Annotated in this window: 19 protein-coding genes and 2 pseudogenes; 11 read left to right on the top strand and 10 right to left on the bottom strand. The window is 37.5% G+C overall.

All coding sequences use genetic code 11. The features are described from left to right. Positions 1 to 82: 82 nt before the first annotated feature. Together KI363_RS14010 and KI363_RS14015 are read left to right on the top strand one after the other, a co-directional pair. Positions 83 to 229, top strand: a pseudogene (locus KI363_RS14010) (macrolide 2'-phosphotransferase); the annotation flags it as partial. Positions 230 to 364: 135 nt separating this feature from the next. After that, positions 365 to 1,039 carry a uracil-DNA glycosylase gene (locus tag KI363_RS14015; protein ID WP_212966698.1) on the top strand — a complete coding sequence of 225 codons (675 nt, stop codon included), beginning with the start codon at positions 365 to 367 and terminating at the stop codon, positions 1,037 to 1,039. A 54-nt stretch (positions 1,040 to 1,093) separates the two neighbouring features. Here KI363_RS14015 and KI363_RS14020 read toward each other — a convergent pair whose 3' ends face one another. Then, positions 1,094 to 1,717 (bottom strand): GrpB family protein, encoded by a 624-nt coding sequence (locus KI363_RS14020; RefSeq protein ID WP_246516877.1) that lies wholly within the window; start codon positions 1,715 to 1,717, stop codon positions 1,094 to 1,096. Positions 1,718 to 1,938: 221 nt separating this feature from the next. Continuing rightward, complete coding sequence (ant(6), locus tag KI363_RS14025) at positions 1,939 to 2,802, bottom strand: aminoglycoside 6-adenylyltransferase (protein WP_212966699.1); 864 nt, start codon at positions 2,800 to 2,802, stop codon at positions 1,939 to 1,941. 148 nt (positions 2,803 to 2,950) lie between these two features. On the opposite strand from ant(6), the gene KI363_RS14030 reads away from it, so the two are divergent. From KI363_RS14030 to KI363_RS14055, 6 genes and pseudogenes are all read left to right on the top strand, one after another. Continuing rightward, positions 2,951 to 3,682, top strand: a complete 732-nt coding sequence (locus KI363_RS14030) for an ABC transporter ATP-binding protein (RefSeq protein ID WP_212966700.1) — start codon at positions 2,951 to 2,953, stop codon at positions 3,680 to 3,682. Further along, on the top strand, positions 3,679 to 4,446 hold the full coding sequence (locus KI363_RS14035; protein WP_212966701.1) for an ABC transporter permease: 768 nt from the start codon (positions 3,679 to 3,681) through the stop codon (positions 4,444 to 4,446). Before KI363_RS14030 ends, KI363_RS14035 begins: the two co-directional genes overlap by 4 nt. A gap of 194 nt (positions 4,447 to 4,640) precedes the next feature. Further along, the gene (locus KI363_RS14040; RefSeq protein WP_212966702.1) at positions 4,641 to 5,060 is read left to right on the top strand and encodes a DUF6220 domain-containing protein; all 420 of its coding nucleotides are present in this window, start codon (positions 4,641 to 4,643) and stop codon (positions 5,058 to 5,060) included. Next, positions 5,057 to 5,263: a DUF5957 family protein gene (locus tag KI363_RS14045; RefSeq protein WP_158323881.1), complete on the top strand. Its 207-nt coding sequence runs from the start codon at positions 5,057 to 5,059 to the stop codon at positions 5,261 to 5,263. Before KI363_RS14040 ends, KI363_RS14045 begins: the two co-directional genes overlap by 4 nt. A gap of 96 nt (positions 5,264 to 5,359) precedes the next feature. Then, complete coding sequence (locus KI363_RS14050) at positions 5,360 to 6,466, top strand: sensor histidine kinase (RefSeq protein ID WP_212966703.1); 1,107 nt, start codon at positions 5,360 to 5,362, stop codon at positions 6,464 to 6,466. Beyond that, positions 6,444 to 7,119: pseudogene (locus tag KI363_RS14055) on the top strand (response regulator transcription factor). Before KI363_RS14050 ends, KI363_RS14055 begins: the two are co-directional and overlap by 23 nt. A gap of 61 nt (positions 7,120 to 7,180) precedes the next feature. On the opposite strand, the gene ileS reads toward KI363_RS14055, so the two are convergent. From ileS to KI363_RS14075, 4 genes are all read right to left on the bottom strand, one after another. Further along, positions 7,181 to 10,258 (bottom strand): isoleucine--tRNA ligase, encoded by a 3,078-nt coding sequence (gene ileS / locus KI363_RS14060; protein WP_444543504.1) that lies wholly within the window; start codon positions 10,256 to 10,258, stop codon positions 7,181 to 7,183. A gap of 447 nt (positions 10,259 to 10,705) precedes the next feature. After that, positions 10,706 to 11,116, bottom strand: coding sequence for a GNAT family N-acetyltransferase (locus KI363_RS14065; RefSeq protein ID WP_212966704.1), 411 nt, complete (start codon positions 11,114 to 11,116; stop codon positions 10,706 to 10,708). Between the two features lie 121 nt (positions 11,117 to 11,237). Beyond that, entirely contained in the window at positions 11,238 to 12,377 is a 1,140-nt protein-coding gene (locus KI363_RS14070; protein ID WP_212966705.1) for a 5-methyltetrahydropteroyltriglutamate--homocysteine S-methyltransferase, read from the bottom strand. Between the two features lie 114 nt (positions 12,378 to 12,491). Continuing rightward, the gene (locus KI363_RS14075) at positions 12,492 to 13,100 is read right to left on the bottom strand and encodes a transglutaminase-like domain-containing protein (RefSeq protein WP_212966706.1); all 609 of its coding nucleotides are present in this window, start codon (positions 13,098 to 13,100) and stop codon (positions 12,492 to 12,494) included. Between the two features lie 338 nt (positions 13,101 to 13,438). Here KI363_RS14075 and KI363_RS14080 point away from each other — a divergent pair, with 338 nt between their 5' ends. Then, complete coding sequence (locus KI363_RS14080) at positions 13,439 to 13,843, top strand: YhfM domain-containing protein (protein ID WP_212966707.1); 405 nt, start codon at positions 13,439 to 13,441, stop codon at positions 13,841 to 13,843. Between the two features lie 78 nt (positions 13,844 to 13,921). On the opposite strand, the gene KI363_RS14085 is transcribed toward KI363_RS14080, so the two are convergent. Further along, a complete protein-coding gene (locus tag KI363_RS14085; RefSeq protein ID WP_212966708.1) occupies positions 13,922 to 14,362 on the bottom strand; it encodes a S26 family signal peptidase in 441 nt (146 codons plus the stop codon). 33 nt (positions 14,363 to 14,395) lie between these two features. Continuing rightward, positions 14,396 to 14,527 carry a hypothetical protein gene (locus KI363_RS22280; protein WP_281414133.1) on the bottom strand — a complete coding sequence of 44 codons (132 nt, stop codon included), beginning with the start codon at positions 14,525 to 14,527 and terminating at the stop codon, positions 14,396 to 14,398. 307 nt (positions 14,528 to 14,834) lie between these two features. Here KI363_RS22280 and KI363_RS14090 point away from each other — a divergent pair, with 307 nt between their 5' ends. After that, positions 14,835 to 15,101 carry an AbrB/MazE/SpoVT family DNA-binding domain-containing protein gene (locus KI363_RS14090; RefSeq protein WP_212966709.1) on the top strand — a complete coding sequence of 89 codons (267 nt, stop codon included), beginning with the start codon at positions 14,835 to 14,837 and terminating at the stop codon, positions 15,099 to 15,101. Positions 15,102 to 15,553: 452 nt separating this feature from the next. On the opposite strand, the gene KI363_RS14095 is transcribed toward KI363_RS14090, so the two are convergent. Further along, the gene (locus tag KI363_RS14095; RefSeq protein ID WP_212966710.1) at positions 15,554 to 16,045 is read right to left on the bottom strand and encodes an NUDIX hydrolase; all 492 of its coding nucleotides are present in this window, start codon (positions 16,043 to 16,045) and stop codon (positions 15,554 to 15,556) included. A 462-nt stretch (positions 16,046 to 16,507) separates the two neighbouring features. On the opposite strand from KI363_RS14095, the gene KI363_RS14100 reads away from it, so the two are divergent. Continuing rightward, positions 16,508 to 17,938: a L,D-transpeptidase family protein gene (locus tag KI363_RS14100; protein WP_212966711.1), complete on the top strand. Its 1,431-nt coding sequence runs from the start codon at positions 16,508 to 16,510 to the stop codon at positions 17,936 to 17,938. Between the two features lie 168 nt (positions 17,939 to 18,106). On the opposite strand, the gene KI363_RS14105 is transcribed toward KI363_RS14100, so the two are convergent. Beyond that, a complete protein-coding gene (locus KI363_RS14105; RefSeq protein ID WP_212966712.1) occupies positions 18,107 to 18,883 on the bottom strand; it encodes a class I SAM-dependent methyltransferase in 777 nt (258 codons plus the stop codon). Positions 18,884 to 18,933 lie beyond the last annotated feature (50 nt).

Genomic DNA, 18,933 nt, shown 5'->3' on the forward strand with positions numbered 1-18,933 from the left:
CAAAAAGGCAGATGCCGAGAAATTTCAGCAATACGTGAGAAAGGACTCTTTCAAATAAAGAAGTAATTGATATGGCTATTAGAAAAAAGCCGGCGGTTATGTATGGCCTGCCATGTTTGAACATATTACCGAGCTTTTGGCAGCCTACCCCATTGGCATCGCCGAATTTGCAGCGAAATCTGGCTTAGCGGAATATGAAGAAATGGCGAAAAATACGCTTGGAGTGTAAAAAGCAAATATTTAAGACTGTCGGCATTCGGCAGTCTTTTTTCATTCTTCAACGGTTACATATTTATTTTCATCTCTTTTATATGATATCCTTTGCTTATCCAAATAAATAGTTTTATAGGTTAGGAAGGATAGGATGAGTAAACAAATTTTAAAAAATGACTGGGCTACAAAGGTAGGCGACGAATTCACGAAACCCTACTATGTAAAATTAAGGGAATTTCTCAAAAGGGAATATGCTACCCAAACGATTTATCCACCGATGCATGATATTTTCAATGCTCTCCACTATACTTCTTTTGAGCAAGTAAAAGTTGTCATATTGGGGCAGGATCCTTACCATGGACCGCATCAAGCCCATGGGCTTAGCTTTTCTGTGCAGCCGACAGTTAAACAGCCACCATCATTGAAAAATATTTTTATTGAACTGGAGAATGATCTCGGGGTTCCACCACCAGATCATGGTTATTTAGTAAGTTGGGCTGAACAAGGAGTGCTCCTATTAAACTCCGTTTTAACCGTACGCCAAGGACAAGCCCATTCTCATCGCGGGAAAGGCTGGGAGATTTTCACCGACCAGGTTATCAAAGTGTTAAATGAAAAAGCAACACCTGTCATTTACATCTTATGGGGAAGCGCAGCGCAAAGCAAACAAGCGCTCATTGATACATCGAAACATTATATTATTAAGTCTCCCCATCCTAGTCCATTATCTGCCTACCGTGGCTTTTTTGGCAGTAAACCTTTTTCAAAAACAAATGAAATTTTAAAAAAGACAGGACAAACAGAAGTGGATTGGCGAATTGAATAGGTATCACCAATGTCGATTGCTGTTAGGGGAATGAACGGCAATCGACTCTCCTATTCACTTTCCCCCCCATTCCTGCCTTGCTAATTGAATCACACTTTTTATAAAAGGTTCTTTTTTCATTGTATAGGTCGGTCGATCATGTGTATATCTAGATGCTAGGTCTTTTTTTAAAGCAACATACTCTTTGGCAATTTGAGGATTCAATCTCAAATAATTACGGAACCATATTTTTTCTCTCCATTCGTTGCTATTGGACTTACATATATGTAAATGGCAAGTCCCTCGTCCCCACTCCCCCTTTCTAAAAAACTTTCTATCTATTAATTCGGGTTTTGGCACATATTCAAATTCTATTTCCCCTAACGGATTCACTAATTGCGGCACTTCTTTTAAGTCTCGTAAACCAACCATGATATCAATGATCGGTTTGGCCTGCATCCCTTTGATCGATGTGCTTCCAATATGTTCGAGTCCTAAAATTTGTTTTCCGATCGCCCCGATTATTCTTCTTTTCTCATATGCAAATTGGTTTTCCCAATTTGGATTATAATCCTCCAGTTGGACAATAGGAGTTGTCATAGTTGACACACTCTCCTCTTTTAAGGTGAATATCATTTTCAAAAGTGGCCTCCCGTCAACCATTTCATTAGCAAGAGCCAGTTCTTCAACTTTCGACATGAATTTCACCCAGTCTCTTCTCTAAACTATATTATATGATACAATCTAGGTGTAGTTATGTAACCTAGAATGTGATAGCAATGAACGAGACAAATATTTAACCACGCAACGCTTCATTTAGAGACCACCCTAGTTTTCCCCATTTTTACCATGCCATAGAATAATGAATTGTATTAAATCAATGTCTGTCTCCTGCACACTGTGATGGGACAGACACTTATTTATTTGCTCTTATTCCATGTTCGATAAATCTTTTCCGTATACCGCGTAATTGCAGCATCATATTCTGGATAGGGAAACTCGAGTCCATTCGCGACAAGTTTGGCGTATTTTCTGAATAACTGATAACAAGTAAATAAAGATTCCCACATGTTTGGATAGTCCTGTTGTGAATAGGTTGATAGAAGTATTCTCCAATCCTCTTTGGGAAGATAGTGCTGAATAAATTTATAGTTCTTCCCCACACTAAAGGTGTATCCGCATTCTATACCGATTTGCCAGGACATCATTCTCAATAAATTGGGCCGAGCAATTTCATGTAAATGATCGATCGCAAAAAGAATTTCATTTCTGGCCAATCCCTTTACCACATAGGTTGAAACCATCCAAAATTCATTACAACAATCATCAAACTCTCTTGCTGTTGGTTTTTTAATCCAATATTGCTGATCATTCGCCTGTAAGTCTTTCTTGACGAATGAATCTTTATCTAGCAAGATCTCTACTAGCCCATCACTTTTCGAAAAATAATCTTCCACTTCCTCTACAGGAATAAGCGTTAAGTCTAACTTATTTCCATCTTCAAATAGAATAATATAGGAAAACCAATTCCCTAACTCTGGCGGAAAAAGCTCCATATCTTCTGGTTTCTGCATCATCAAACGTTTTCCAAACAGATCCAACCAATCGGCACTTTCTTTGAAAGAATCAAGGTTTGTTACGAAGTAGGAAATATCAAAATCTTGGAATGAATCACGGGGAATATTTTGGTTTGTACGTGACCCCTCCAGTGTGACCATTCGAATGCGATCATCATCCTTTGCGAACTCCATTAGGATATTCATCATTTCAGCTTCACTTCTCATAATAGGGCCCTCCATTTTCCATTCGCTATATTTTTCATATTATAAAGCCTTTGTAGTCAAAATTGGCTTTTAGTCTCCAATAACTATATTATAATGTAACTTGTATCCAATTAGATTTCTTTTTTATAATGAAGGGAAAGTGAAATACTTGAACACAAACAACCAAGCGGCGATTCGCTTTGAATCAGTGAATTATGCAGTAGATGGTTTACAGATCCTTAAAAATATTACCGGTTTTTTCCACGAAGGAAAAATCACCACCTTAGTGGGGCCTTCGGGGGCTGGAAAAACGAGCTTATTCCGATTATGCAATGCGATGAAATCACCAAGTTCAGGGGAAATATACATTCACGGCAAACCGATTGATGATTATGACCAGGTGGAATTGCGCCGCAATGTAGGCATTGCCTTGCAAAATGCCCCGATGATCCATGGAAGTGTCCGGAAAAACTTAGATCTTCCTTTAACACTTCAAGGCAAAGTTTTGCCTAAGGAAGAAGAGAACCGTTTAATGAATGTTGTTGGTCTGGAAAAGGATCTTTTAGATCGGAACAGTAAGGACTTATCAGGTGGTCAGCGGCAAAAACTATCGATTGCACGCACCCTTGTCAATCGGCCAGATATATTGTTGTTGGATGAAATCACTTCTTCCCTCGACCGAGTCTCTCAGCAGGATATTGAAAAGCTGATTAGGCACATCAATGAGGAATACAGGACGACGATTATTTGGATTACCCATAATCTCCAGCAAGCTTTAACGGTGGGAAATTATACGTGGGTGATGATGAACGGAGAACTGATCGAGTCGGGAAAAAGCGACTTACTCAATCATCCGCAAAATGATAAAGTGAAACGCTTTATAAAGGGGGAAGTAGAATGAGCTTCCTTACATTAACGATGACACTTGTTTTTGTCATCATTCCGCTTATTTTATCGAAAACATTAAAATTAGGATTGGAAAAAGATACACTCATTGCCACAGTACGTTCGATTATCCAATTACTTGTAGTGGGATATCTCCTTCAATTTGTCTTTGATTCGGAAAACTTCCTTTATATTTTATTGATGGTTGGACTTATGATCGGGGCAGCCGCACTAAATGCCCGAAAAAAAGGGGCTTCGATACAGGGAATTACCTGGAAATTGGTTCTCACCTTTTGTTTTGTTGAAATATTAACACAAGGGATTCTCTTGGGACTGAAAATCACTCCCGCTACAGCGCAATATATCATCCCTATTAGCGGAATGGTGATCGGGAACTCCATGGTATTGGGAATTCTCTTTCTGAACAGGTTCACAGCGGAAATGGCCTCTCGCCGGGATGAAACAGAACTGATTTTGTCACTGGGTGGGACACCTAAACAAGCAATTCATCGACAGCTGATTACCTCTATTCAGGCAAGCACCATTCCTACTATTGAAAGTCAAAAAACGATTGGCCTTGTCCAGCTTCCTGGCATGATGAGTGGGCAAATCATCGCAGGGGCCGATCCTATCCAAGCTGTTATGTTTCAATTACTGATACTCTTTTTGCTCCTTACTACAGCAGTGATCACTAGCAGTATGCTTGGCTACTTATCCTATCCAACCCTGTTTAATAAGCGGATGCAGTTTTTGGATCGTCAGCTTGAAGAAAATCGATAATCAAAGAGAAAACCAATACTTAGGGGAAGTGCGATTGAATCATGGACGCTTCCCCACTCTTATGCATTCCTGTGCCTGTCTTTATGAAAAAATAGGATCTTCCAAATCATTTAAGATTTATTTAAGAATTTCATAAGAAGGGATTTAGAATTGCCTCGTATGATGGAAACAGATGAACTTAGGAGAGAATTTGTTTGAAAACAAATCATACGAGAATGCGTGTTGGAAGAATGACTTATCTTATTTTAGCTATCCTTTTTACCATATGTATCTTGGTACAATTATATTTAGCAGGGATAGCAATTTTTATGGATTCAGCAGTTTGGATAAAGCACATGATGTTTGTCCATCTGTTTGGATTTAATGTACCCATTTTCATGCTTGTCTTCGCGTTTGTCGGTGTGATGCCGCGTTGGGCCTATTGGCAACTATTTGGAATATTCGTTTCCATATTCCTGATGTACTTTACTGCCAATATGCGAACCGTCTTCCCATGGATCGGTCCTATGCATGTTGTGATCGCTATTTTACTATTTGTGCTGTCGTGTTCGATTGTGATCAAGACTTGGACCTTATTTAAGACAAAAACTGAGAATGGGAGGTATGGAAAATGAGACTTTTTTTAGCTGTGATTGTTGGGATAATCGGAGGCTTTATTGTGGGCATCGCTTTATCTAGTTTTATTGGCATACTTGGAATGGTTTTATGGAATGAACCGATGGGAATCAAATTTCTACCCTATTTCACCTCGTTCGTATGTGCCATCCTCGTCCCGTTAATCGATCATAAAAGCCAAAGCCGTCCCAGTAAGGAATGATATGACACAGGCTGTCCATGCTTGGCAGCCCTGTTTTTTGGAGTTTATTATATTATAATAAAACAATGACGACCAATTTCAATGTAGGTGATCGCTTTGTCGATAAAGAAACGTTTAGTTCTTTCCAATATAGGCATGATTGTGATTCCGATCATCGGCTTTTTTTTAGTCGAAATTATTTTGGGGTATGTATTGTTTGTGATTTTTAATCGAGAGCCCTATGGTGCAGATTTATCTCGATTTTTGATATTTCGCTTGATCGCCATGATCCTTGTCTTAATCATCACCAATGGATTATTAACGTATTATGTGTCCAAAAGCATCCTCAGCCCCATCCAAAAGTTATCTCTTGCCGCCAAGAAAATCAGTAAAGATGATTTAGATTTTCGGATTAAATCCAATAAAAAGGATGAACTTGGGGAGCTTACGCAAACATTTGAATCTATGCGTCTGAAGCTAAAAGAGGCGAAGGAAGCCCAAGTGCAATATGAACAAAACCGCCAGGAATTGATTGCCAGTATCTCTCATGATTTGAAAACCCCGTTAACTTCCATCAAAGGTTATGTGAAGGGCATTCAAGATGGTGTTGCCAATACTCCAGAAAAATTAGAACGCTATATGGACACCATTTATAAAACAACACATGATATGGATGCGCTCATTGACGAATTATTTTTATATTCTAAGTTGGACTTAAAACAATTGCCCTTTCATTTTGAAAAGGTGGATTTATATTCTTTTTTTGCTGATTTTATAGAAGAGTTGGCCTTTCAATTGGAGAAAGAACAAGGAACGGCTATCCTGGTGGCAAACAAAGACGATTCCTATATCGTGGAAGCTGACCGGGAGAAATTGAAACGTGTTGTCACCAATCTAATCCAAAACAGTTTGAAATACATGGATAAGCAGAAAGAAATCATCGTTCACCTTACCTCTGATCCTGACTATGTCTATGTAGAAATCAAAGATAATGGAATCGGGATCAGCAAGGAAGACATTCCCTTTATTTTCGAAAGTTTTTATCGTACTGATTCTTCGAGGAACTCCTCCACTGGTGGAAGTGGATTGGGATTATCGATTGCAAAGAAAATGATTGAAGCTCACGGTGGGGAAATTTGGGCGGATGGTGAATTAGGAAAAGGAACAAGCATCTATTTCAAATTGAAAAAAGGGGATATACATGCAGAAGATATTGATCATTGAGGATGAACGAAATATCGCTGAATTGGAACGTGATTATTTAGAAGTGAATGGTTTTCGCTACAACAGGTGAAAAGGGATTAGAACTTGCTAGAAACCACACTTACGATCTAATTCTCTTAGATTTAATGCTCCCTGGGATTGATGGTTTTGAATTGTGTAAAATGTTGCGGCAAACATTGGATATCCCGATCCTCATGGTCACAGCTAGAAAAGAAGACATAGACAAAATTCGGGGATTTGATCGGGGTGCCGATGACTATATTGTTAAGCCATTTAATCCAAGTGAGTTGGTCGCAAGAGTGAAAGCCCATCTCTCGCGCTATGATCGGTTAATTAATCGTGAAGCCAAACAGCATCACATCCAAATAAAAGGCTTAACGATCCAAAGTGACTCAAGACAAGTATTTCTGCATGGTGAAGAGCGAATGCTTACGGCGAAAGAATTTGATTTACTTCAATTCTTGGCAACAAACCCAAACATCGTTTTTACAAAAGAACAGTTAATGGAACGGATTTGGGGTTATGATGCAGTGGGAGACCTCACCACAGTCACCGTTCACGTCAGAAAAATTCGCGAAAAAATTGAGGAAGACCCCTCCAACCCACAACTTATCGAAACCATTTGGGGTGTAGGCTATCGGTTTAAAAAATAGTAGAAGAATGGTTTTTCTCCCTTCTTCTACTATAAGCCAATTAATGAATGTAACTTAGACATTACAATTTAATGGATAATTTAACTTCATTCCCTTCCACGTTGAAACTTTTCATTTCCGTTTTACTTTCAAAGTGGATTTCATTCAAGATTAGATTCTTTTGCACTAATTCATTAAAATCTTTTAATACTTTTTGCAACTTTGGATCGGTCTGAACAAACAGATCTACTCGTAAATCAACTGGAAGATTCAATTCCTTTCGATACGTTTGTACAGCCCGAACAAATTCCCTGACCAATCCTTCTTCTTTTAATTCTTGTGTTAGGGTTGTATCTAATAAGATTAAAAAGTTGCTTCCCTCTAATAACTCAAACCCATCTCTTCCCTTTTTCTCGATCTTTATATCATCTGTCGTGAGCGTAACGGATTCGCCAGATGGCAACACGAATTGGATTTCTTTTTCTTCAAGGAATTTACTCTTATCCTCCTCTTTTAAATCCGCTACTTTATTCTTTATTTCACCGATTGATTTTCCAAACTTTGGCCCTGCTACAGCAAAATTTAATTTAAAATCAAGTTGGAGCCATTCTTGACCATCCGGCCTAAACTCTACTTCTTTTATATTTACTTCCTCTTTGATGATGGATGAATAATGTTGCAGCTGTGATAAAGGATAGGCTTCTGTCGGAATAACGATTAATTTCGCTAAAGGTTGTTTTGTTTTGATTCCGACTTCATTGCGAAGCGACCTTGTCAGCTCTACGATTTGTAAAACAGCATCCATTTCCTGCTCTAACTGTTCGTTGATAAAGCGTTCATCTGCTTGTGGATAATCTGATAGATGCACACTGTCATTCATTAACTTTGTGTAGATGTCCTCTGTCACAAACGGTGTATAAGGGGCCATTAGCTGGCACAGTTTTGTTAACACTTCAAATAACGTGCTGAAGGCTGCCTTTTTGTCCTTTGTCATTCCACTGCTCCAAAAGCGTTGTCGAGAGCGCCTTACATACCAATTGCTAAGATCATCGAGAAACAATGAAATCGCTCTTGCCCCTTTCGTGATATCGTAATCCTCTAAGCTTTGTCTCACTTCCTTCATCACCGTGTGCAAGCGAGATAAAATCCAATCATCAAGAGTCGTACGTGTCCCTCCTAGGTCGCTTTCTGGATTAAATTGATCGATTTCTGCATACAGCGAATAAAAGGAATACACATTTTGGAGCGTATCCATCACTTTGGATTTGGCATGACTAACCGTTTTCTTGGAAAAACGTTTATTATGCCATGGTGAACTGTCCGCTAACAATGCCCATCTTAACGAATCCGCACCAAACTCCTGGATCAGTTCCACAGGGTTCAAAGCATTCCCCTTACTCTTGGACATCTTTTGGCCATTTTCATCTAAAATATGCCCTAAAGAAAGAACACGTTTATAAGGGGATTGCCCGGTAAATAAAGTAGAGACAGCCAATAAGCTGTAAAACCAGCCCCTTGTTTGGTCCACCCCTTCAATCACGACATCAGCAGGGAATTGTTTCTTAAATAAATCCTTATTTTCAAATGGATAATGATATTGGGCAAATGGCATTGAGCCACTATCAAACCAAACATCAATCACTTCACTTGTTCTCTGCATCCGTCCACCACAGGAACAAGTAAATTGCACCTGATCCACATAAGGTTTATGCAATTCGATGTTTTCCGGTACTTCTTCTGCAGAAAGCTCCCGTAATTCCTTAATAGAATGTGGGGCTTTTTCCTTTCCACATTCTTGGCAAATCCACACGTTTAATGGTGTGCCCCAATATCTGTTCCTACCAATATTCCAATCCACCATATTCTCTAAAAAATTCCCAAACCTACCGTCCTTCATATGGGCAGGAAACCACTCAACCTCTTGATTATTAGCCTGCATTTTTTCTCTTAATGCTGTTGTTTTGATAAACCAGCCTTCCATTGCATAGTAGAGAAGAGGGCTGTCACACCGCCAACAATGGGGATAACTATGTTCATATTTTTGTTTATCAAACAAGAGATTTTGTTTGGATAGCATCTTGATGATGTCCACATCGCAATCTTTTACAAATCGGCCTGCAAGTGGCGTTACGTATTCTTTATAACGACCTTTCGTATCGACTACATTCACGTAATCAAATTGATTCTCTTGGGTCGCCTTGTAATCATCTTCCCCATGGGCTGGAGCGATATGAACAATGCCTGTTCCACTTGTCTCTGTCACAAAATCAGCGCCAATAATTTTATGGCCATTCGTGATTGTCACATAGTGGAATGGCGGCTCGTAAGCAAGACCGATTAAATCTTTTCCCTTCATCACATTGAGGATTTCATAATCCTCTTTCATTACTACTGGAGCCAGAGACTCTGCGAGAATAAATTGTTCCCTTCCCTGTCTCACTCGTACATAATTCATCTCTGGATTAACAGCTAAGGCCACATTCCCTGGCAATGTCCAAGGTGTTGTCGTCCATCCTAACAAATATTCATTCTCGGTTCCCTTCAAACGAAATTTAGCGGTAACCGATAAATCCGAGACATCTTTATACCCTTGGGCCACTTCATGGGAACTCAAAGACGTCTCACATTGAGGGCAATACGGCACAACTCGATGCCCTTTATACAAATGGCCTTTTTCATGGATCGTGGACAATATGTTCCAGACAGATTCAATATAATCATTATTTAACGTGATATACGGATCCTCCATATCGACCCAATACCCAAGAGCTTTCGTAAATTGTTTCCATTCATTTTCATAGGCAAAAACACTTTCTTTACATTTTTGAATGAAATTCTCTACCCCGTACTGCTCAATTTGCTCCTTCCCACGAATATTTAACTGCTTTTCAACCTCTAATTCCACAGGTAAACCATGCGTATCCCAACCCGCTTTTCTCAATACTTGATAACCAGTCATAGTTTTGTATCTTGCGACAAAGTCCTTGATCGTACGACCAAGCGCATGCCCTGCGTGTGGTAAGCCATTAGCTGTTGGCGGACCTTCATAAAAAACAAACGTCTCTTTCCCTTCACGATTCGCGATGGAACGCTCGAATGTTCTCTCTTGTTCCCATTGTTTCCGAATGCGTTCTTCCATTTCGACATTGGCCTCTTTCAATTTGTTCACCTCATTTTTATTTAAAAAGCAATAAATATTAAACAAAAAACTCGACCCCTATACGCAGAGATCGAGTTTATATACAAATATATAAGCCTCCATAAACAAAATAAAAAAACCATAGTAGTGGTTTTTCATCTGTCCATACACTACGTACCATCATACGCGTCCTGGGTATCGGTAGAATGCCGTCAAAGTTTAAGTAAGCTTTCAACTTTGCTTCTCGGAGAGGATTTTCATTATGGTCTTACCGTTGACTTTCAGCACCTCGTCAACTCTCTGTAGATAAGATAAACATAACTACTCTGTCTCGTCATCAAATTGATTATGAAATTATTGTCAATCATAACGAACTAAATTATAAAAGTCAAACAGTTCTTGAATTGTTTTCTTAAGGTTCATGCAAAAAGTTGCATCTGAATTTCAGATACAACTTTTTGATGCTCTTTACCTTACCTGAGTAAAAGCAACTAATAAACCTTGATCACACGATTCAAAGCCATTCTTTTCATAAAAATGCCTTACATCCGCCGCCTCTTCCGTTAATAAAACTTTTTGCCGAACATGCCGATACTTTTGTAAAATCCGTTGCATAAGTTGAGTTGCGATTCCTTGATTTTGATAAGTATTCAATATTAGGATGTCCTGAATATAGAGAATGGTTAACCCGTCCCCTACCACACGGATGAGCCCAACTAATTCATCCCCATCCCAAGCCGATAACACGTCCAATGACTGTAATACCGCGTTTTGCAACAAGTCTAAATCTTGTGTATACGCGTACCATTGTACATCATTATACAATTTTTCTAATTGTTCGATCTGGATGTTTTTCTCATGTTTAAAATGTAAATTCATTCATGCTTCCTCCTCAAATTTCATCTAATTTGAAGAGTTGTTCCACAATTTATCCACTGTCTTATACCTCCTCTCCGTGTTTGGAGATTGTCGTTATTTTCTAATGACGCTGATCTTGATTTCATTTATTGACAGATACTTTTCTCCATACACGATCAGCAATTTGAATCATATGTTTGATCTTCTTCCATTGTTCCTCTTCTGTTAAAACATTTCCCTCCTCCGAACTAGCAAATCCACATTGCGGGCTTATCGCTAAATTTTCCAAAGGAATGAATTGACTTGCTTCTTTAATCCTTTCTTTTATGACGAAAGGATCTTCCAATTCCGGAAATTTAGAAGTTATTAACCCAAGGACAATTTCCACATCACGGCGTTGGATATATTTTAATGGCCCGAAGCCGCCACTACGTTCATCATCATATTCTAAAAAGAATGCATCGTAATGTAATTGGTCAAAAATAGGTGCGACATACGCGTAATCGCCATCCGTATGCAGGTGATTTGACCGGAAGTTTCCACGGCACATATGGACTGTTGTGATTAAATCTTCTGGTTTATCCTGTAAAGCATCATTCGTTGTTTTAATGATTAGATCTAAGATCTTGTCCTTACTTAATCCCGTTGAATCCATCATACGTTTGGTAAAAGTCGGATCATTAAATCCAGTAAAAGTCGTGTCATCAAATTGTATATACCGGCAACCAGCTTCATATAAAGCATTCACTACTTCTCTATACGCCACACCTAAGTCATGAAACATATCGATTGCGTTTGGATAGATTTCTTTCTCTTTTTCATTAATGGAACGATACATAATCACACTTGGTGCCGGAATGGCGAATTTCGCAACCTGTGTTCCATCGCCATACTTATCTACAGCTTTCTTCAAGAATTTGAAGTGTTCGATCATATAATGGTGATGATTTTTAATCTTGTCCGTAATAACAATCGTAATTGGTTTTGGTTTATGACCACCACCAAATGTTGCCTTTCTCTCATTTTTGATCAATTCAATCCCTTCAAAGCCGGAAAAGAAATCATGATGCCAAATAATACGTCTGAACTCGCCATCAGTGATCGTTTTTAAGCCTGCCTCGATTTGTTTTTGTACAAGTTTTTCAATTTCACGATCTTCTACTTCTTTTAAGGAGGCTTTATCAATTTCCCCTTTTGCATAAGCTGCCCTTGCTTGTTTAATAGATTCCGTTCTTAAAAAACTCCCTACATGGTCACCTTTCAACGGTAATTTGTTTGCCATCAATAGCCATTCTCCCTTCCTCTTTAGCAAAACTCAAAATTCAACTGATGATTTCTCCCTCAAATGTTCTTAGTATTAATCTAGTCATTATAGACTTACTTTCTAACAAAATCACTATAAGCTTTCGGGCAAATGATATTTATACATTTCGAGTGGATCAGTATATTTCTTTAATACAGCAATAGTTTTGGGACGGGGCTTTGTATAAATAATTGGATAATCCTTTTCCCCAAACTCTTTTCGTGTGGGAAAAGCTAATTTCTCTTCTGCAATTGAAAACTGAGCCTGAACCCCCTTTTTATTTCCACGCGCATCCAATCTCACCCATTTATTCAGTGACCGAAAGTAAACGGCATTCAAAGCGTGAATACAATATCCAGCTTCAGGTGTATCCAATAATGTCAATCGTTGATAACAAAAGCCAGTAGGAATTCCTTGGGAACGTAATAAGGACGCTAATAAGTGTGATTTTGCATAGCAAATCCCCTCTTTCTCAGCCAAAACCTCTGATGCTTTGCACGTCACTTTTTCACTCTGAATATCCCAGGAATGAGCGATTTCGTCCCGAACAAACGCAAATGCGATTTTTGCTTTTTCTATTTCTGTTTGTGAAGAGTGGAAAAGCTCGTTCACCTTTGCGCGAATAAGTGCATGAGAAAAATCTACTTCATCTGTTTCCTGTACATAATCATCTAACCGTTCGGACTCACAGATTAAATTCATTAGCTTCACCTCCTCTTTGTATAAAAAATTATAATTACGTATTATTATACATTAATGTATAAAGCAATCCTACTGTTAAATGAAATGGTCTCTATAAAAGTAAATTTTTCATTCTCATGTTGTAAACTTTTCTAGAGGTAGGGAAGAATAATGGAGGATCGAACCAAAAATAATGAGATAAATAGGGAACTTAAATCGTTTTTCGATACCTACTAAAAAAAGGCATTCCCCATGCAGAAGCTGAAGATGCAGTGTAAAGTTTGTTTTTTTAAGCAGAAGTGAAACTTTATAAGGGTTACCTCGTCTAATTTAAGTAATACGCTTGGAGGTTATAATAAATGAGAATAATTATTATGCTGGTTTTATCATTGACATTTATGACTGCCACTCTGTTAGGCTGTAATAACGGAATAGCTGATGGAAAAATAGCAAAAGTAAGTATTTCTAAATCAAGTGGTTTCGGTAAAGTGAATACAGATTTTTATGCGGAATTTGAAGATGAAGGAATCCTCGATTTATTCAAAAATGTCATTTCAAATGCTGTTAAAGAAGAAGGTATAGTAAATATGATTGAACCTGAGTTCGACTTAGAAGTCGGTTGTGCAGATGGCTCTAATCACGGTTATCATTTGTGGCTAGGAGAAAAAGAGCAAATAAGCACCCTAATGAATATTGATGATACACACACTATATATACTATATCAGAAGAAATGACCAATAAGTTAATTGATATAGTTCAATAGTATTTTAAAATGAGGCCTCTTATTGTAGCCTCGATCCATATTATATTTTATGGCAAAACAAGTAATCAACTAAGAGAGTTATTCTGTATAACCTAATACAAATCCAACAATATCTTGTTCTTTTATCACCCTCATTTTTCCACGCATCCAATCATCATCAATCAAATAATACTCATCACTCGCTAATTTTATTTGCTCCATATTCGTTTCAAAATACTCTCTCATTCCATTTTTATTGTATTGATTCCCAGCTTCATCCATCATCTCAAAATAACGATCCTTATCTAAACCTAATCGATGAGCGAATCCGTAAAAGGCATCCAACTTTTGACTATTAATATACACTTGACCTCCCGTTATTTTGATCTTTTCACCCGGAAGGGCAATGATTCTTGAGATATCCTTTTCTCCATTTTCATTATGGTAGAAAATTACATCTCCCCTAGAGATTTTAAATCCTTCAACTAGAGGTTCAATGACTAGTGGCTTTTCAGTATAATCGTGATTTCCTCTGTCCATATTATCGTAATTATGGTGGTATAGGAACATTTCTTAGCTTATGGTTTCAATTGTAGCGATATCAGCTGTTGTATATTCATCCGTAAGCGTCTCCATAGACGTTTTTAAAGAACACCCGGCCAAAATCAATAATACAACAACAAAGGACAATCCAATGCGCTTCATCAAATCCTCCCCTTTATATATATTTTATCTGAATAACTGTAAAAGATAGTTTGTCACTTTGTCAGTATTCTGAACATTTGGTGATCTTGAATTTATGTAAACCAGTTAGAATTTTCTGCACCGGTTTTAATTCAAGACTGAATGGTTCGATAACCTAGAAACAAGGGACAAAAATAAGATATTCAGACCTTTTTTTAATTCGCACTTCTTTCACTCCCACGTTATAATATACACATCGCTATAACAGTAAATTAACTCATTGATATTATAACTTTGCCCATTTTTGATAAAATCGAAAGATAAAGAAATGGCGGTGAAAAAAGTGGAAAGAAAAATAACAAGAATTGGAAAAAGTCTTGGAGTAACACTTCCGCAAGATGTATTACATCATTTAAAGGTAAAACAAGGTGACGAACTTAAATTTAAATTAGAAGATGACGGTCGAGTATCTGTACAGAAATTTGCTCCTTTAAATGTAGACGTTTTAAAAGACATTGATCAAGATTTCTTAGATGGGTTACAAGATCTGTTTGAAAATTACGATGACACGTTAAAAAATCTAGCAGATAGGTAAAGAGATGGTCCGTTATTTGACTGAAAGAAAACTTATATTAATCAACGCTACTATTTTGCAATTGACTAAGATGGGATCCATCTCCTTTTCGAAATACTATTCGAAAAAGGAGTTGATTAGATGAAAAAGTTACTTCTATTCGCATTGCTTATGTTTTCTCTGTGCGTACATTACTTACCCGTCAATGCAGAAAAACAGCATAAACACGATTCAATAGTACTGGAACAAGCTGTCGACCAAAACTTGTAAAGGTATTTCCAAATGGCAAAATTAGTCCTTTTAATCATGACGGTGACTCGTAATGCATGTACACCAACTGATATTCTATGTTTTCTCAAACAAGTGATAAATCTTCTATTTCTTTATATCCAGCTTTTTTAAGCATTTCGATTACAAATTGACATTGCGTCTGTGATTCGTTTCTTTTTCAACTACTTGTTAATTGCGAAAGATTACTTTATTTTTAACGCCTCTTTTAACACTAATAAGGAAAGTTCGTGGTCATTCATTATATTTGGTACCTCTTCAGGTTTGATCCAAATTCGAGTTGTGGTTTCATTTTCATGAAGAAAAGGCAGACATTCTTCTATATTCATTTTGTAAAATACTTGATAACCAATTAGTGGATACTTTCCATTAGGAACAAACAATGGATTATCTTCATGACTTACTTCAATTGCTCCTATATATTCAATTTCGCCTTTTACATAGCCCTCTTCATATGCCTCTCTATGAAAAGCCTCTTCCGGAGTTTCCCCTTTTTCCAGATGACCACCTGGAATATTAAAGCCTCTATCAATTACATTTACTAACAAAATGTGACCTTTATGAAAACAATATCCATGTACGCTTGTAATTTTATTGTAATCGTTAATTTTTTTCATTGGGAGCCATGTAAGTTTAACATTATGGCCACCCCAATTCACATAAATTTGGTTACTCATTTGTGGTTATTTCCCCTCAAATATTTATTTTTTTCTATAGGCAGTCATATTTACTTCATTCGACTTATTCATTTAACTATCCTGCCCACATTTTAAAAAACGTGTTAGTCTTTAAGAAAATATGTTTTTCAACCTATATTCCTTTGCTCATATTGGCAAGTTTAGTATCAGGGTAAAATTTATTCTATAAAGCTCCTCGACATGATTATCGAACGTAACGCAAGTTTTCTCGGCCTGTGCATGCTTACTTGCACTCGCCCTTATGTGCCTAAGCATATATTCAGTGGAACCTTTGTTGCGAAACATAATCTCCCCATTTCTGTAAACAAAAGAAGTTTATAAATACCACAAATTATGACACCCTTTCCATTTATATTTTTGTAATATGATAGTAATATTTTTAATACTATAGTAAAATAAACTTAATTCTTCGGTGAAAACCAAGTAGCGGAGGGAATGTTAATGAGTGTGTTACACAAACCAGTTGTAGAAAATGCAGGGCGGAACCGATTCAAAAATCCTTATTTCATTGTAATAGGAGTTATTATAATTGTCGCTGCCCTCATACTTGCAGGGCTAAGCTATTATCAGGCAACCCGTTTCAACTCGAAAATTGCCATTAATGATGTAAAAGTAGGTGGGCTGACAATTGAAAAGGCAATAAATAAACTAAAAACATCTACATTAACAAACAAAGTCTATGTAGGTGACGAACTTATTTTAGATGAAAAGGATACGCAAATGGCATTTTCGGATCAAGATATGCCTGCAGTAAAGAAATTGTTAAAAAAACAGTGGACGTTTTTTCCTTCCTCAAAGGAACAAAATTATTGGTTAATGCCGAAAAAAACGGATGAGTTTCGAAGCAAAACAATGAGCAAACAATTAGAAGAGAAACTCCTATCCATAAATGAGGACTTGAAGGCTCCCCAAGATGCAGAGGTTAAATTGGAAAACGGTAAAATTGTCATCTCCAATAGTATCGATGGAGAACAATATGATATTCCAGCTATCTTACAAGATTTTGAGAAACAGAAATATACGAGCGATATCCATCTGAAGCCAGCATTCTTAAAGCCTATCGAATCGGACAATCCAATAGTTAAGGAATTGGAAAGAAAGTATCAGGCTTTTCTGGAGCGAACAGTCGATTATAAGGTACAGGATAAAGTGTATACCTTAAAAGCAAGTGAATTAATTAAAGATGCTACTATTTCGAATGATGATAAGGTGACAATCACCGCAAGTACTATTAAGGACAAGATCGATGAAATTAATCAAGCACAATCCACTTTAAATAAAAATATAGATTTTAAGACGCATTCAGGCAAGGTTATTTCCGTAAAAGCAGAAGGCTATGGATGGGCATTAGATGTTGAAAAAGAGTTAGCTACCGTTCAGAAAGCTTTTGAAAAAGGAGAAAAATCCATTTCGGCCGCTAATATTTACGGACATGGCTGGACAAATGAAGGAATTGGCTATGAAACGACCAAGAATAACGGGATTGGCGACACATATGCTGAAGTTTCCATTGCAGAACAGCGGATATGGATTTACAGAAATGGAAAATTAGTCGTCACAACGGATGTAGTGACCGGCAAACATAGTACCGGTGAAGATACATCTCCTGGAGTTTGGTATATTCTCTTTAAGCGAACCCCGTACACACTAAAAGGCAGTGCGGTAGGTAAGCCCGATTACGAAATTGATGTGAAATACTGGGCTCCCTTTACAAACAGCGGGCAAGGTTTTCACGATGCCAGTTGGAGGAATAACTGGGCTAAAACAGCCTATCTCAATGATGGTTCAGGTGGCTGCGTCAATACGCCTCCGAGCATAATGAAAAAAGTGTATGATAACCTCAACACATACGACCCTGTTGTAGTTTATTAAAAAGGACGGTTTTTGGGCTTCCCAACAAGGAAGTTCAAAACCGTCCTTTTATAGTAGGAGTTATCGGATCTGTATAGTATTTAGTCATGGCTAGTTCTTCTGTAATCAGCAGCTTTATTAACCATCATGAATGGCCATTGTAAACCTACATCCCATTTCTCAAGCTGATTATTTCACTGCCTTCCAAATCGTCCATCGATCTTTTTCTATGATGTTATCGGTTGTTGCCAGTGAGGCATCTATATGATTGATTAATTCCTGCAATTCTTTATCATCTAATTCATGCAAAATGCTTCTTCCTGTTCGTTCCCTTAGATCATTTAGTAATTGTTTTTTCGTATCATACACTTTTCTGATTTCCCATAACTTAACTTCTTCGATGTTTTTAAATCCAGTTTCTTTAAGCGTTTCAATGACAATTTGACTATGATGTCTGCGATTTGTCTCTTTTTCAACTAATCTTGGAAAAAGTTCAAAGAAATACCCTCTGATATGGCTTTCGTTGCCTGCTAATAAACAATCCTCGGGGGTACGATCTTGAACAATATAAAAACCTCCATCTTCCAACACTCTATATGCTTCTTTAAAACAAGCTTCTAAATCCTCAAAATGATGGATCAAAGCCCTTTCAAGCAATAAATGAAAACTACTACTATCTAAGCCAGTATCAAAAGCACTCCCAAGCTGGAACGAGATGTTCTTATATTCTTTACAGTTTTCTTTTGCCCCTGCAAGAATGGTCTTGGAAAAATCAACTCCAGTAACTGAAGTCACTCCCATATCTGATAACGCCTTCGAATAAATGCCTCCACCACAGCCAATATCTATAGCCCTAGATATATTTTTGATCGGTACAAGGTTATTTATTGCTTCAACCCATGAATGATCAGCTTTTCGGGTTGTATAAGTTCTACTATTTTTCTCGCTATGAAAATCAATCCCCATTTTACATTCCTCCTCTCATTCTATTCTGGTTCACAGCCTATATTTCTTTG

This window comes from Lederbergia ruris (assembly GCF_018332955.1).
In the GTDB taxonomy this organism is placed as follows: domain Bacteria; phylum Bacillota; class Bacilli; order Bacillales; family Bacillaceae_C; genus Lederbergia; species Lederbergia ruris.